Origin of the sequence: Paenibacillus glucanolyticus NBRC 15330 (assembly GCF_004000885.1) — a bacterium.
In the GTDB taxonomy this organism is placed as follows: Bacteria; Bacillota; Bacilli; order Paenibacillales; family Paenibacillaceae; genus Paenibacillus_AQ; species Paenibacillus_AQ glucanolyticus.
Genome location: NZ_BIMC01000005.1, coordinates 84,629 through 97,940, shown reverse-complemented (window position 1 = coordinate 97,940; position 13,312 = coordinate 84,629). Strand labels below are relative to the sequence as shown.

At 42.6% G+C, this 13,312-nt stretch carries 14 protein-coding genes and 2 pseudogenes; 8 read left to right on the top strand and 8 right to left on the bottom strand.

What is annotated here, in order from left to right:
• The first annotated feature begins 197 nt into the window (after positions 1–197).
• A complete protein-coding gene (locus PGL02S_RS28740; protein ID WP_228030050.1) occupies positions 198–512 on the top strand; it encodes a hypothetical protein in 315 nt (104 codons plus the stop codon).
• Between the two features lie 714 nt (positions 513–1,226).
• Here the strand turns inward: PGL02S_RS28740 and PGL02S_RS10315 are convergent.
• Complete coding sequence (locus PGL02S_RS10315; RefSeq protein ID WP_234973101.1) at positions 1,227–1,448, bottom strand: hypothetical protein; 222 nt, start codon at positions 1,446–1,448, stop codon at positions 1,227–1,229.
• A 418-nt stretch (positions 1,449–1,866) separates the two neighbouring features.
• Between PGL02S_RS10315 and PGL02S_RS28735 the strand changes: the two are divergent.
• Positions 1,867–2,081, top strand: a pseudogene (locus tag PGL02S_RS28735) (hypothetical protein).
• A 4-nt stretch (positions 2,082–2,085) separates the two neighbouring features.
• Here PGL02S_RS28735 and PGL02S_RS10305 read toward each other — a convergent pair.
• Entirely contained in the window at positions 2,086–2,544 is a 459-nt protein-coding gene (locus tag PGL02S_RS10305) for a DinB family protein (RefSeq protein ID WP_036640676.1), read from the bottom strand.
• A 107-nt stretch (positions 2,545–2,651) separates the two neighbouring features.
• Between PGL02S_RS10305 and PGL02S_RS10300 the strand changes: the two genes are divergently transcribed.
• From PGL02S_RS10300 to PGL02S_RS28125, 3 genes and pseudogenes are all read left to right on the top strand, one after another.
• A complete protein-coding gene (locus PGL02S_RS10300; protein ID WP_006212446.1) occupies positions 2,652–2,813 on the top strand; it encodes a phage terminase small subunit-related protein in 162 nt (53 codons plus the stop codon).
• 359 nt (positions 2,814–3,172) lie between these two features.
• Positions 3,173–3,786: pseudogene (locus PGL02S_RS10295) on the top strand (DEAD/DEAH box helicase family protein); the annotation flags it as partial.
• Positions 3,787–4,126: 340 nt separating this feature from the next.
• On the top strand, positions 4,127–4,264 hold the full coding sequence (locus PGL02S_RS28125; RefSeq protein ID WP_006212442.1) for a hypothetical protein: 138 nt from the start codon (positions 4,127–4,129) through the stop codon (positions 4,262–4,264).
• A gap of 261 nt (positions 4,265–4,525) precedes the next feature.
• Here PGL02S_RS28125 and PGL02S_RS10290 read toward each other — a convergent pair whose 3' ends face one another.
• Complete coding sequence (locus PGL02S_RS10290; protein ID WP_228030049.1) at positions 4,526–4,996, bottom strand: ATP-dependent DNA ligase; 471 nt, start codon at positions 4,994–4,996, stop codon at positions 4,526–4,528.
• A 243-nt stretch (positions 4,997–5,239) separates the two neighbouring features.
• Here PGL02S_RS10290 and PGL02S_RS10285 point away from each other — a divergent pair, with 243 nt between their 5' ends.
• Together PGL02S_RS10285 and PGL02S_RS10275 are read left to right on the top strand one after the other, a co-directional pair.
• Complete coding sequence (locus PGL02S_RS10285; RefSeq protein WP_006212440.1) at positions 5,240–5,536, top strand: hypothetical protein; 297 nt, start codon at positions 5,240–5,242, stop codon at positions 5,534–5,536.
• Between the two features lie 829 nt (positions 5,537–6,365).
• A complete protein-coding gene (locus PGL02S_RS10275) occupies positions 6,366–6,740 on the top strand; it encodes a YolD-like family protein (RefSeq protein ID WP_081742782.1) in 375 nt (124 codons plus the stop codon).
• Positions 6,741–7,242: 502 nt separating this feature from the next.
• Here the strand turns inward: PGL02S_RS10275 and PGL02S_RS10265 are convergent.
• The 4 genes from PGL02S_RS10265 to PGL02S_RS10250 form a co-directional block, all read right to left on the bottom strand.
• Entirely contained in the window at positions 7,243–8,460 is a 1,218-nt protein-coding gene (locus tag PGL02S_RS10265) for a sialidase family protein (RefSeq protein ID WP_036640671.1), read from the bottom strand.
• Between the two features lie 48 nt (positions 8,461–8,508).
• Entirely contained in the window at positions 8,509–8,874 is a 366-nt protein-coding gene (locus PGL02S_RS10260) for a hypothetical protein (RefSeq protein ID WP_006212436.1), read from the bottom strand.
• Positions 8,875–8,965: 91 nt separating this feature from the next.
• Positions 8,966–10,066 carry a glycosyltransferase family 4 protein gene (locus PGL02S_RS10255; RefSeq protein ID WP_006212435.1) on the bottom strand — a complete coding sequence of 367 codons (1,101 nt, stop codon included), beginning with the start codon at positions 10,064–10,066 and terminating at the stop codon, positions 8,966–8,968.
• Entirely contained in the window at positions 10,063–11,283 is a 1,221-nt protein-coding gene (locus tag PGL02S_RS10250) for a glycosyltransferase family A protein (RefSeq protein ID WP_253806107.1), read from the bottom strand. The genes PGL02S_RS10255 and PGL02S_RS10250 overlap by 4 nt, the downstream gene beginning before the upstream one ends.
• 673 nt (positions 11,284–11,956) lie before the next feature.
• Here PGL02S_RS10250 and PGL02S_RS10240 point away from each other — a divergent pair.
• On the top strand, positions 11,957–12,472 hold the full coding sequence (locus tag PGL02S_RS10240; protein WP_006212433.1) for a DUF4275 family protein: 516 nt from the start codon (positions 11,957–11,959) through the stop codon (positions 12,470–12,472).
• Positions 12,473–12,598: 126 nt separating this feature from the next.
• Here PGL02S_RS10240 and PGL02S_RS10235 read toward each other — a convergent pair whose 3' ends face one another.
• Entirely contained in the window at positions 12,599–13,309 is a 711-nt protein-coding gene (locus PGL02S_RS10235; RefSeq protein WP_036640664.1) for an aspartate/glutamate racemase family protein, read from the bottom strand.
• Positions 13,310–13,312 lie beyond the last annotated feature (3 nt).

Sequence of the window (13,312 nt, the reverse complement as noted above, 5' to 3'; positions counted from 1 at the left end):
AAAGTGAAAAGTCCCCCTAATCCTTGGCTGGGGCGGGGGTCAATCGATAATATATTCCTCTCAACGATTATATCACAAAGGGGATTGAGGGGACTGGCGATGCATGGGGGCAAGGGGAACTCTTTCCAACAGCGAATGAAGCGGAGATCCAGCGCACAAAATTCCTGCTCGGAAAATATAAAGAGATGACCATGCTCATGCAAGATTTTGAAAAATTCGAAAAAGAATTAAGGCAAGTGGCTATTGATGGTGAAGCAGCTCGGCGCATCGATCAGGAGGACCTGCATGCTGATAAGACGGCCAATGCTACGATTCTGATCGAAAAGCAGCGTTGGGTGTATAAGCAGTACAAGCAGTACCAGTTTTATACTCATCAGCTTCGCAGGGCTTTCAGTTTGATTCAGGACGAAGAGGCAAAGAGAGCTGTCGACTACAGATATATGCAGGGTTACTCCTATAAGGAGACATTGTTGTTCTTCAGGCATGGTCTAAGTGACAGCACTATTCGTTGAAAAATATCTGAAGGCACTGAGAGCATGGCAAACAATTTGAAACTCATGGGGTTCTTTGAGCAGGATGACGCGGAGTTTTAGTGAGCAGGAAAAAAATGAGTAATTTCCATTGATTTCTTAGTCCAATTCAATTTTAGCCACCTTCATATAATATATTAACTCTTTTATGGGAGGAGGAATATCTCATGAGACATCATCATAAAAAAGTTATTGTTGTTATCCTTAAACCTGGGCAAATAGCAGTAGTTAAGTGCGAAAAGCACAGAAAACATCGTCGCGTATAATTTTTTTGTCGGTGGACCTTATCTTAAGATAAGGTCCACTACCACTTTTCAAAGGGTTCATACGTTCATACTATTTCTTAATTAATGGTTTGGTTTGTTGCCTTTTTTGACTCTAAAATGAACACAACCTGAACGTAATTTGACCGTATGTTGAGCACTACATGACGGTTTTTCGCATAGAAAAAGGCGAGAATGACACGCACCGCTGCATGAATGCGGCATATGACCGGGGCGTAACTCTTCTCGCTTTTTCTATTCAGTATTTTATTACTGGAACTAATTGCTGGATGAGATCGGGCCGCTGTATGAAGACATAAAAGTAACGAAGCCCATTTTCTCAGATATCAAACTCAATGACCACTTTCATTTCTTTGTTCAGAATAAATCATTAAATGTGTAATAGCAAAATAACAAGAAACTGGAAGGTTATCTAATACATCTGAGGTAATGGAGTTCCTGGAGGTCTCCACCAAGATTCAACAGTTCTCCAAGCAGTATCATAATCGTAGCCTTTTCCCATTAAATATCCAATGGCAACTGCTTCTGTTAATGCATGTTGATACCCAAGGTAGTGGGCTTCTCGTAATCCATGTCTAACAGCCGGGCTTATGGTTGCAAGAGTTTGATGTTGAAGATGTTGTTGATTAGTCATATTCATTTTGTTACTCCTCACTTTTAATAAATGATTTGTAATAATTTATGAGGGTATAGGTAGAGGCGGAACATGTCCTTTAAATATTTCAAGTGAGATTGTGAGGTTGCTCGTTCAACTAATGGAACACGATAACTCAAAAAATCAGATTAGCAATTACAAATTCAAATTTGGCTACCGAGGACTAATTGGATAGTAAGAGATATTCGAACTGACTCGGAAACCTTTATTGTTTAGATGTAAACGTCTAATTTGGGCGGTTTTTCTTATGTTAAGGCAAATTAAAAGGAGGACGCTGTAACGTCCTCCCCATAGACCAGGGTATCCCCCGGCTGAGATAGCGGCCCGCCGCGCGCGGCATTTATCGACTCCGCCGCTATCTCGCATTCCATCATAATGGAAAGCCGAGGGAACGACAATGGGAACACCTGAGAATAAGGATTTGCTTATGCAGCATGAGCTCGCAGTCATGGAAGGTATCCTCGAGAGCAAGGGCAATACCGGAAGATCGTCAAGGCAGGCATAGCCAAGTGGGTAAAGGACTTTCAAGATGGCCGGATTGAGATCAAGACGGTGGATGACCTGAAGAAGCTGATTGAAATAGATATTGAGATACAGAAAGACACATTCTAAGCTGTCAGAAAAGAGGCCCTGAAAAGCCATTTAGTCGGGCAATTACTCCGATTTGTCCCACATGATAAGTCTCGTGATCGAACACATGATGAAATATCCAGCGTAGAGTTGGAGGAGAGGCGGTTGCCAACCCATCGGAATATGTAGGTAGCGGGATAGCCGGATCATTCTCAAGATAATGGATTGAATTGAGCTTGAGATCAGTCTGTTTCCGAATGTCTATGTAGGCTTGTAAAAGCTGCTGGGGGCTTTCAATTTTTCGAGGTAATTGTAGCTCTGTCTTCGAAGCAACAACATTGATCCATTCATCTTCGCTACGAGCGATATGTTCAACGATCCAAGCTATTGAGTTAGGGTGATCGGGGTGTGCTCCATACCACTGTTCTACGGTCAGTTCTTTTAAGTACGGAATTAATGTCTTTCTTACATCATTTCGATAGGGGAAAAAAGTTGCAAGGTTCATATGATTCCTCCTGATAGATTTGTTCATTCTGGTTAAGTCTATCAAAACCTATAGTGGCGTCAAGGAGCATTGAGCAATTGATATATCGGGGGTGGTGATGGTGTAGCATGGCTGGAGAGAGAAGTCCCGAACGGGACAAGGCAAAACTGATGTGGCTGGGGAACGGCGGGACGATGAAGCTAAAGGACATCGCTGCTGCTCTTTCTATTGGGGAGACTCAAGTTCGTAAATGGAAGTTCCAGGACAAGTGGACTGCCCGATTTGAATAGTAACGTTACCAATGAATCGAAAGGTAACGTTACTAAACGTGGCGCTCCCAAAGGGAACAAGAACGCTGTCGGTAATCGCAGCGGAGCACCCCCGTGCAATAAAAGAGTAGTTGGTAAAATAAGGGCGGGTCTGGAGGACCGCCAAGAAACAAGAAGGCCGTTACAACGGGGGAGTATGAAACGATTTGGCTTGATGCTTTGGGCGAAGATGAGCGGGATCTGGTGATCAAGTAGATACTGATCCAATTCAACAGGCGGATGAAGCGATAAAACTGCTGTCTATCCGTGAGCGCCGGATGCTTCAAGCCCTGAAGGAGATTACAGAGCGGCATAGAGCGAAGCAAACGGAGCGTTAGCCGATGAGTAAGCCGTATAACGTTGTTACTGATTTGTTTGATCTATATTGGGATGACCCGGTTGCTTTTGCTGAAGATATGATGGGCTTTGATCCAGACGATTGGCAGTGTGACGTCATGATGGATGTCACTCAGTTCCCGAGGACCAGTGTCCGCTCTGGTCAGGGTGTAGGGAAGACGGGCCTTGAGGCTGCATTGGTCATTTGGTTTCTGTGTTGCCGTCCGAATCCCAAAGTGGTATGTACGGCGCCAACCAAACAGCAGCTGCATGACGTTCTTTGGGCCGAGGTGTCCAAGTGGCTGGAGAACTCCATGGTGAAGAATCTCCTGAAGTGGACCAAGACCAAGGTCTATATGATAGGCCATGAACAGCGGTGGTTTGCAACGGCCAGGACGGCCTACAAACCCGAGAACATGCAGGGTTTCCACGAGGATTACATGCTTTTCATTGTTGATGAAGCATCGGGTGTGTCCGATCCCATCATGGAAGCCATCCTTGGTACGTTGTCCGGTGCTGAAAATAAACTGTTGATGTGTGGAAACCCGACTCGAACGAGTGGGTTTTTTTTTATGATTCGCACAACCGGGACCGTAGTCGTTTCCGTTCTCATAAAGTGGATATTGGTGGCGGCGGTGCTGCTTATTGTATCGGCAGTTGGAAATGTGTTCGGGTTTGAAATTTCCGAGGAATTAAGCACAAATATTACCGGGTTAGCGATGGCAATCCTCGGCCTCCGGTGATCCTCGGGATCATCTCCAATCCCAAAGAGGGAACAGGATACACCGATAAGGAAGACAAACCGAAAACGAACAAGTTTCTGTAAAAAGCGGGACCCTACCGGCTACGTGCTGGTAGGGTCATTTTGCGTTCATTTGTTTTATTTACCGCTTCGCCTTTACCAAGTCACGATTAATTCATAAGCTATGATGTATTCTAAATTAAAGGAGGAAATACTCGTGAGTGAATTTGTAGGCGGAGTTGGCGCAGGTTCCTGTGCAGGTGGTTACGGTTTTGGTGGTGGAGGTATAGGAGCAATTTTGGTTCTTTTTATCTTGTTAGTGATAATTTCTAGTGCCTTCTGTGGTTGGATATAATAATAATCTATCACGGCTTTTATGCTCGGTTATACTCGCCTTAACATTAACGGTAGAACAGTGGCGTAATCCGATGGCATCGGTAAAAGAAGCCTGCTGGCATAGGCTGGCGGGTTCTTTTATATTTCTTCTCATCCTACGGGTTCCGTTAATACTGGCGTCCGCAACAGCCCCGATTTGAACCAGTTTCTGAATTTAACCCGCCAAAGGCTATTCTTCCGCTTACCGACCATCCCTTCAAGTTTTCGGTTCACCATCTGATCAAACAATCCTTCTCCCGCACCTTCCACGAAGGGTATGACGCAGAAGTGCTGATTCCGGCATACGTATGCCGGCAAGGATCTCTTTACGCTGCAGCAGCGGCATCTTCCGTAGGTCCTGATTTTTATACTGCAGGATATCGAACACCACATATGTTATTGGGGACGTCGCTACCAGATGCTTGATGCGTTGATCCTTACTAGCCTTAAACCGGGTCATGACTTCTTCAAAGTCCACGCCCTCTGGCCCTGTGCATGCTACCTCACCATCCAGGAGAATGTCATCATCAAACGGAACCAATAATTCGGGGTATTGTTGGGTACATTCCGTCTCATGACGTGTATAAAGCCTGATCCGGCCGGACTGCTGGGAGAACAGGAGCCTATGCTCGTCAATCTTTGGTTCGAATATATAGTGCGAATCTGAAAAAGGAGCTGGTGCGGTTGCGAGTAACATCGGATCAATAAACATAAACAACACCTCTTTACCGAATTATAGTGCTTGGCAATGTGATAGGAGAGGTGGTAAGTAATGGTGGTAGCCTTGATGTCATCTAGCTTAGTTGCTCGAACAAATGGAAGATTCGACAAAACATTTAACATGATTATACCAAATTAAGGTGCTTTAAAACTATATACTCCAATAATATCCAAATGTTACAATTGAAAACAAAGTTAATGTGAATTAACTTTATAAATATCGGGAGGTGTTAGTATGGTTAAGATGGGAAAAAAATTAGTAATATTCTCTTCGATCATTGCAGCTTTTATGACTGTAGCAGCACCAGTATCTGCAAGTTCTATCTCACAGACAGAATCTGAGATAACGCCTCAATATTGTAACCCATGTAAAGTAAAAGCAGGTTATATGTACCCGAAAAGCCAGTATAGCAGAGACTATTTTACGCCATTACATTACATTACTGTTGATGGAGTGGAGTACTTTTTTTGGTACATAGATGATGACAAATCTACAGCCACACATTGGTATACTGTTTGGAAAGAAGAATAACAAAAAAAACGTTGGGGTTTTGAATGCATAACCTTAAGGATTTTTTTGGAGTACACAATAAGGAAGAAAGCGTAAGTGTTTAGAATTACGAGAAGTCTCAAGAGTTCAAACCCTATCGGTTATACTGGTAGGGTTTTTTATTGATATTAGCCAACTTACACGCTGTATATCTGTGAGAGCTATGTATTTCTTTATTCAGAATTTTACAAATTAAAACGAACGGTGTGGTTCGATAGAATACCCTCCCAGTCCCCACCCCAAAGCCTAACATTAACAACTTCAATTTTTGATCGCCAAATCTAATTCTTTACCACACATATTTACTATTCGCCTTCTGTTCAAGAATTAATTTGCCAGTTACGTGCCTTTTCCTCCATTTTACATTGATAAAGGAACTAATGTTCGCCATATAGTACAAACAAATGTTCTCGTAACAAGAGGTGGAATTAATAAGCATTGGTCTGAAGCCAGATGAATCAAAATTAGTGAAGGATTTTATCTTGTTACCTCTCTTGCTCGATGTGATGGAAAAAGATCAAGGTATCCTGTCCGCTGCAGCCTTAAAGATGCCTGTAATAACAAACACCATAATTAAACGACTGCAGAAAGCGGCACTAGCTGACTTGTCACAGGTACGTCAAGACATGCGTCGGCGAGGAATGAAGGTGTACGAGGAGCGAAAGACCCGTCTTGGGCGTGGAAGTTGAATTTTTATGTAGAGGATATCACCAAAAATTGTCCGTGCTTTGGGGGCTGGTTGAAGCAGAGATTGAGCAGAGGTCGTACACGTATTTGAGGTTCGATATCTCAGACAAGAGGGGAATATCAATTGACAACGCGCAAAAAGCTGGAGGGTAACAGGCTATGGGAATCAAGTCGGATGATGCTGCCAGAGCATAAGGAAACAATAATCCGCCGGCAGCTGGAGGAGGGCAGGAAAGATCGAACGACATTGGATCCACAGGAAATGGAATTAATCGAACAAGCGCTGGCTGAATCTTTTCATGAACACCGTGCCCTTACTGTAAGGCTGTTTGATGAGTATGAAGATACAGAGTTAACAGGTATTGTCGTACTGATCCACACGTTCAGACGGGAAATCAAATTGTCCATCTCTGAAGGAGGTTGGCAATGGATCAAGATCGATGAGAATTGTTTCTACTCACTGAACCTATTTTCAAAGAGGACGATGTGGCCTTATTAAAAGGTCACAAAAAAAGTCACAAAAATTCCGGTCGAATATGAATACTGGCGATTGATTAATTTCGAGTGAGTCAAATTCGACTTTGATTTATACCTAAAATTTCAAAGGTGAACCGAAGCGAATTATAGTCAAATATGGGCGGCATGATGTAAGTAAGGCCTTAAAAACCTTATAATACCGCTATTTAAAAGGCTCCCGAAAGGGAGCCTTTTATTATAAATCACAAAAAAATCACATTCTCTGCAAAAATCAGAAATCAAGAATATCAGCGAAATGGCTTTTGATCTTCTCATCAGCATTTTTTTCATCTTTTCAGTCGGAACCTCTGAATGAAAAAGGCATGGATTGATGCAGGACATGGTGGTAAAGATCCGAGGGCAGTCGGTAACTGGGCTGAAGGACAAGGATATTGTTTAGGTATCCTTGGGTAAACAGCGTCTTGCTGCCGAGTATGACGGTGTGCAACCAGATTCCTTCTTTGACTTGGTTCCTCACCCCATGTTTATTGGTTATCACCAACCCATATGTTTTCAGTCCCTGTGCGGGTGTCGGTCCAAGCTGTTACGAGCCGACCTGTTTGAGGAACTATCGCATTTCCGATGTAGTCCCCTATCACTTGTAACCCCGCGACACTAAACGAAGTTGTCGTAATACGGGTGTTGATGAACGTAGTTCCACCGTCCCTGGACGTGGCAAGAAATACGTCAAGATTCAGCGGACTTACCCGATTGGTGTAATAGGATACGAATACCGCTCCATCTGTTGGCGAGACGGTGATGGCCGGGAAAAAATTTTGGGATCCTACCGGACTGTTTGCAATGGGTTTAGGTGCTCCCCAGGTCTGGCCAAAGTCTGTGGAAATTGAGAGAAAGATATCGGAATAACCTTCACGATAATCTTGCCACACGGCATAGACGTTCCCTCGTGATGCTGGTGCATTAGAGATGTCCGCTGCAAGTGAAGGATACGTCAGGCAACGGAATTGATAACCAGGAAGCGGCGAGGGTACTACAACGACAGATGTTATTATAGTCTGAGCCGCAAATGTTGATCCACCATCTTGTGAGATGCGAACGATAAATTCAGATGTTCCTGGAGGTTGCGTAATCCATCCTACAATGAGTATTCCATTTAACGTGATTGCGATACCAGGAAATTCTTCAAATACATTTACTGAAGATAGGAGCAATGGCCTTTCATACGAGTTTCCGCCATCTTGCGATCGATTGAAGAATATCGTATTCCCCGGGATGAATTGCGTGTTGTAATCATGCGTATAACCAGTATAAATGTTTCCAAAGAATGGGCTGGACCCAGCCTTATCGCTGATAACCACCACCTGATCGTCATTAACGAACTGTCCGAATCCTTGGTTCACGATGACAGGTGCTCCAAAAGATGAAGCGTTATCGTTAGAAATATAACTTAAGATCGAACCGCTAAGTCCATCAGCATCAAAGGCGTGTGCTGCCACGACAAACGTATTAGGGAAAATATAATCAATATGAGGAGCTTCTATTCCAGCGAACCCAGCTGGTAAAGGCAGCAACACCGTGCTCCACGTTGCGCCGGCATCGATAGACTTGTATAATCCAATATTTGCCGGACCTGCTCGAAAATCTACAGCCACCACCACCATAACAGAGGGGTTAAGCCAATTTACGGCGATGGTTGGCTCAAACTGGCTACTCGCACTTGGCGAGATTTGGATATTTACCATGGTCACCACCCTTGTTAACATGAAACAGATCATTCTTATTTTTTCAGATTACGGGTTGAGCTGCCCAATTTGAGTGAGTTCTTGCTGTAACACCTTTTGGTAATGAATAACATTGCCGGATGAATCAGTTCCGAATACGTTGATAACAGTGTCTGTCGGAACCGTCCCTGTCACAAGAAATTGGACCTCATATGAAGAGTTGCCAGCGATATTGAAATTAAGAATTTGGCTGGTATTTGCGTTGATATTTAGCATATTGGAATAAATCAGCGCCTTACTCACCAAAGTATTCCACACGTAAATGTGATAAACCACATTAGATGAGAAACTGAGATTATCATTAGCAATGTTAATTACAATGTTCGAAGCATTAGGAGAACCAGTATTCGTAATCATGCCTGTTGTTAACGCCATATAACCACTGCCCTTCAATTAGTTTTTACTAGTATACGTATTTAGATCTCCGGGTTGTGTGGACAAAGCTATATAGCTATTAGCCTTTTTGTTATCTCAGTCTGTTTCTGTTAACTCGACGACCTTGGTCTAGATGATTCAACATGGTGCTAAACCGATTAGCATATACGCTACTGGAAAAATGCCTTTTGATATGAGCTTCTGCGTTAACGATCAGTTGCTCTCTCTCATTCTTGTTAGTCAACAGGGATATTGCCTCCAGAGTGGCTTCCTCTATTCTACCTTGAGTATAAAACTTACCCGTCTTGTTATGAGTGATAAATCGCCTAACGCCTCCTGAATCAGTAGACAGAACCGGGCAGCGGCACAACATAGCTTCAGCAACAGCATATCCAAATCCTTCAGAAATCGAGGTCGAAAGAAGGAATCCCCCTGAATCACCAATGATGCTTAGATAGTCCGCCATAAGATCATGAGGTACGTTTGAGTAACGGATAAGACGAGCCTTGAGAGTTGGGTTATTCGCAAGTATCTCGTTAAAATCCTCAAGTTCTGCAGGATCGGCCATCGTTTCGTCTTCAAAGAGCCACAAATATAGATCTGGATACAAACCGATGAGCGTCTGTCCTAACAATAAAAAATCACGCCAATTTTTATTAGACTGTAAACGCCCCACCCAGCCTAAAATCGGGAAGGGTTTTCTGGGATAGGCTGTATATCCGAAGTATTCCCAATCCAGAGGATCATCAAAACTGTATTGAGGGATTTCGGGATAGTTCGAACTCATGAGTTCTCTCAGTTGTTGATTATAAGGATAAAGTATTGCATCCGCGTGTTCATAAATTTGATCTTTGAAGGACTGCGTTAGAAGGAGCCGCTCTTCATGTCTTCCCAAACCCTGCAATTCAAAAATGAGTCGGCCGCTGTACCCAAAGCTTCTTAACTGTGCGAGCATGTTAATGTCAGAGCATACCGTTATTGCATCATAACCTTCGCGCTTAATGATTTCCCGGATGGTTTCCTTTTCACAAGTAACAAATGTCGTGATGTTCTTGATGTTGTTTCTGCCCTCCCCATCGAATTTATAGAGAAGATGGGATTCAACTCCGTGCGCTATCAACGCTTTGCTTCGAATCCGGTTTAGGGTCTCCATCCCTCCGCTCGGGTTGTAAAACATAAACAACACTTTCATGATGGATCACCAACGTGTTTAACCCTTTCTTCAAGTAAATGAACTAGATTATTGGTTCGGAACAATTCATTGGAAAGCACGGGCTTAATCAAATCCACGGTACGGTAACCAATGACCGCGTGATTATCCGTATAATACGTGGACCATATGTTATGGCCTGATTTATGAAGCTGGTTGATCAGAATTTGTAAATCCATTACATTCTGAAAACCTTTTAAATCGAGCAACATGGTAAAAGGAGTATGAAGACTTCGAACAGTAGCCAGAACAGCCACATCCTTCTCCCAATTCGGGTACGTTGCATAGACTGAACATGGATGCGGGATCTGTTTCAGGGCAGCACTCACATGTTGATCTGAAGAGAGGTCCAACACATAACATATATAGTTACTGAAAACTTGCTCATAGAGATTTTCAATTCGATCTATCGTTTCTTCCGAAACTTCACGCAGTGGAAGCAGAATACTAATTTCCGGGGCAATTCCCCTCCGCCTTCTTGCATCATGTCTGGCCAGATGATAAGCATATCGCCATTTCCGATGAGCATCCGTGGTCTTAAGTTGTGCTGAAACGCTGAAGGTCGAGTCCACTCGATATTCCATTAGCTCAACTGGAATATATTTGATGTCACAGTAGTCCGTAAGCTTTAGCCAATAATCATAATCCTCAACCGGAGCCAAACTGTAACCTCCTGGTACTTTCTTAGCGTAGCATGATTTATACATAAATGAGACACCAACGATGGAGGAGTCAAGCAGCGCCTCTTTGGGTTTCCCTTGATACTTACGCAATGCACTGAGTGCAACCTCATCGTTCAAAGGTTTATTGTCGTTATCAATTGATTGGAAAGAACTATACACCAGTCCCAGTTCCTCAGGGCCTTTCAGTAAGGCGGCACGGAGCACCTCCAAAAAATGCGGACCATAGATATTATCGCTCGATACCCAAGTCAAGAATTGGATTCTTCTATCCTTAAACAACTCTGCAAACCCCGTATTAAGTGCATGTGGAACTCCTTGGTTGATGGCGTAAGAGACCGTGTTCACTCGGGAATCGTTACCTACGAGAGACTGGACCAACGGTTCCATTTCGGGAGCCCCATCGATGACAATGACCATTTTAAACTGCTGGATTGTTTGGTTCAGCACGGAATGAAGTGCCGCTTTCAGGAATTCAGGTTTTTGCTTATAAAGAGGCATGACAATCCCCAAATCCACCAAGGCTTTCACCACTTCCCTTAAGGATTTATTAACAGTGTATTGAGGCCTTTAGTCCTTGCTTGTGCGAATAACCATCTATGTATCACTAAAATGCTCTTAGTTTAGAAAACGATAGGTTTCATTGTTCTTGAATCGATGAATAAGTGGACGAGCGGCTTATTTTTACATTGATAAAAGAACGAGTGTTTGCATATAATACAAACAAACGTTCTTATAACAAGATACCGCGCAAAAAGCTGAAGGGTAACGGGCTATGGGAACCAAGTTGGATGATGTTGCCAGAGCATAAGGAAACAATAATCCGCCGGCAGCTGAGAAGAGGGGAGGAAAAGATCGACCAACGTTGGATCCCTCAAGAAATGGAGTTGATCTAACAAGCACTGGCATGAGAACTCCTTGAGTGCTGGTAGGGGTCAGATTATCAAAGCAACTATAGGCGTGGCGACATCACCACGACAAGCAAACAAAATCTTCGAACTTCTCTCGCTGCCTGAATAATCGACCGCACGGAATTCATCGAGAACGCTACCGGGTACTCCTACAGCTCTAGGAATCAAGGGAGAGTGCGAATTACCTCGGTCTATCTCTAGATTTTAATGTTCAAAGTTACTCCGTTTGCACTTCGGGTTATAATTATTAATGAAAATTAAGGATCGGAGGGTGGTGCTTTATGGATTCATCTAATTATAGGAACGAAATTAATCAGATGTTAGACAGCTTACCAGAAGAAGAATTGAGGAAAGTTTTTTGGTTTGTTAACGTTACCCTTGGAAAGCACTTATACAATAAAAATTTGCTGGATAAAGGTGTAGTTATATTAGAACTAATTGAGGAAGCAAAAGAAATTATAGATTTATGGGATAGGGCTTTTGCTAAAAACATTAGCGATGAAATCAAAAAAGAGATCCATTATCATCAATATAAGTGGCACATATTTAGCTACAAAAAGAAAGAGTGTTTAGAAGGAGAAGCAGCGAGGGATGCATTTGATATTCTTACTAAAAATGAATTATATGTTATGTATCAAAACTCCCCCGATATCGTATTTGAGTATAAAAACGCTAAGGATGTAGTATCGGCCAATTTTGATTCTGAGCAAGATATCTATATATTCGACAAGAGTTTCAAATGGACTTACGTACATACCCATGAATCAATGTGTGGGCCATACTTTTATAAAAAATGAACTTGTATAGAAGTAGTGGCAGTAATGTTCGGTTGTGGTTATATGCAAAAAAAGTGATAGATCAAGTTTTGGTTATCCACTTTTTTATGAACGTTCTATTTCGCGTAACAAGGGCCCTTGCATTAATCAACTATGATGGAGGGTCTCTTTTAAAGCAAAGTCAACAGCACTTTTAGCATGGAGTGTTGCTGTATCATATACGGGTATATTGCAATCATCCTGTGAGATGAGCAGCGTTATTTCTGTACATCCCAGAATAATACCTTCTGCGCCTTGTTGTATAAGATGATTTATGATCTTTAAGTAGATTTGCTTAGACTCTTCACTAATGATGCCAAGACAAAGCTCTTGATAGATTATGTCATGTATAACCAATCGATCGTCTTCATTTGGCACAATAACCTCGAGCTCAAACTTTTCTGTAAGTCTGCCCTTGTAAAAATCTTGTTCCATGGTAAATGCAGTACCCAATAACGCGACCTTCTTAATTCCATCTGTAACGATTCTCGTTGCTGTCGAATCTGCAATATGGATTAACGGAATCGATATCGATTCTTCAACTTCTTTTGCCATCTTATGCATGGTATTCGTACAGATGACAAGTAAATCCGCTCCAGCCGTTTCAAGTTTTTGTGCTATATCAATCATAATTCTCGCAGCCTCATCCCAGTTCCCTTGATGCTGCAAAGTCTTAATTTCTTGGAAATCCACCGAATACATGAGGCTTCTTGCAGAATGATGCTCGCCTAGACTTTCCTTTACATATTGATTAATGATTTGGTAGTAGAGCTGTGATGACTCCCAACTCATGCCGCCAATAAGACCTATAGTTTTCATCCT

What these genes read in the sequence shown, in the direction of transcription:
- PGL02S_RS10290 (WP_228030049.1), bottom strand. Translation starts at nt 4,996, where the DNA reads ATGTTTATTGATCCGATGTTACTCGCAACCGCACCAGCTCCTTTTTCA.
- PGL02S_RS10315 (WP_234973101.1), bottom strand. Translation starts at nt 1,448, where the DNA reads ATGACTAATCAACAACATCTTCAACATCAAACTCTTGCAACCATAAGC.
- PGL02S_RS10305 (WP_036640676.1), bottom strand. Translation starts at nt 2,544, where the DNA reads ATGAACCTTGCAACTTTTTTCCCCTATCGAAATGATGTAAGAAAGACA.
- PGL02S_RS10240 (WP_006212433.1), top strand. Translation starts at nt 11,957, where the DNA reads ATGGATTCATCTAATTATAGGAACGAAATTAATCAGATGTTAGACAGC.
- PGL02S_RS10260 (WP_006212436.1), bottom strand. Translation starts at nt 8,874, where the DNA reads ATGGCGTTAACAACAGGCATGATTACGAATACTGGTTCTCCTAATGCT.
- PGL02S_RS28740 (WP_228030050.1), top strand. Translation starts at nt 198, where the DNA reads ATGCAAGATTTTGAAAAATTCGAAAAAGAATTAAGGCAAGTGGCTATT.
- PGL02S_RS10265 (WP_036640671.1), bottom strand. Translation starts at nt 8,460, where the DNA reads ATGGTAAATATCCAAATCTCGCCAAGTGCGAGTAGCCAGTTTGAGCCA.
- PGL02S_RS10300 (WP_006212446.1), top strand. Translation starts at nt 2,652, where the DNA reads ATGGCTGGAGAGAGAAGTCCCGAACGGGACAAGGCAAAACTGATGTGG.
- PGL02S_RS10255 (WP_006212435.1), bottom strand. Translation starts at nt 10,066, where the DNA reads ATGAAAGTGTTGTTTATGTTTTACAACCCGAGCGGAGGGATGGAGACC.
- PGL02S_RS10235 (WP_036640664.1), bottom strand. Translation starts at nt 13,309, where the DNA reads ATGAAAACTATAGGTCTTATTGGCGGCATGAGTTGGGAGTCATCACAG.
- PGL02S_RS10285 (WP_006212440.1), top strand. Translation starts at nt 5,240, where the DNA reads ATGGTTAAGATGGGAAAAAAATTAGTAATATTCTCTTCGATCATTGCA.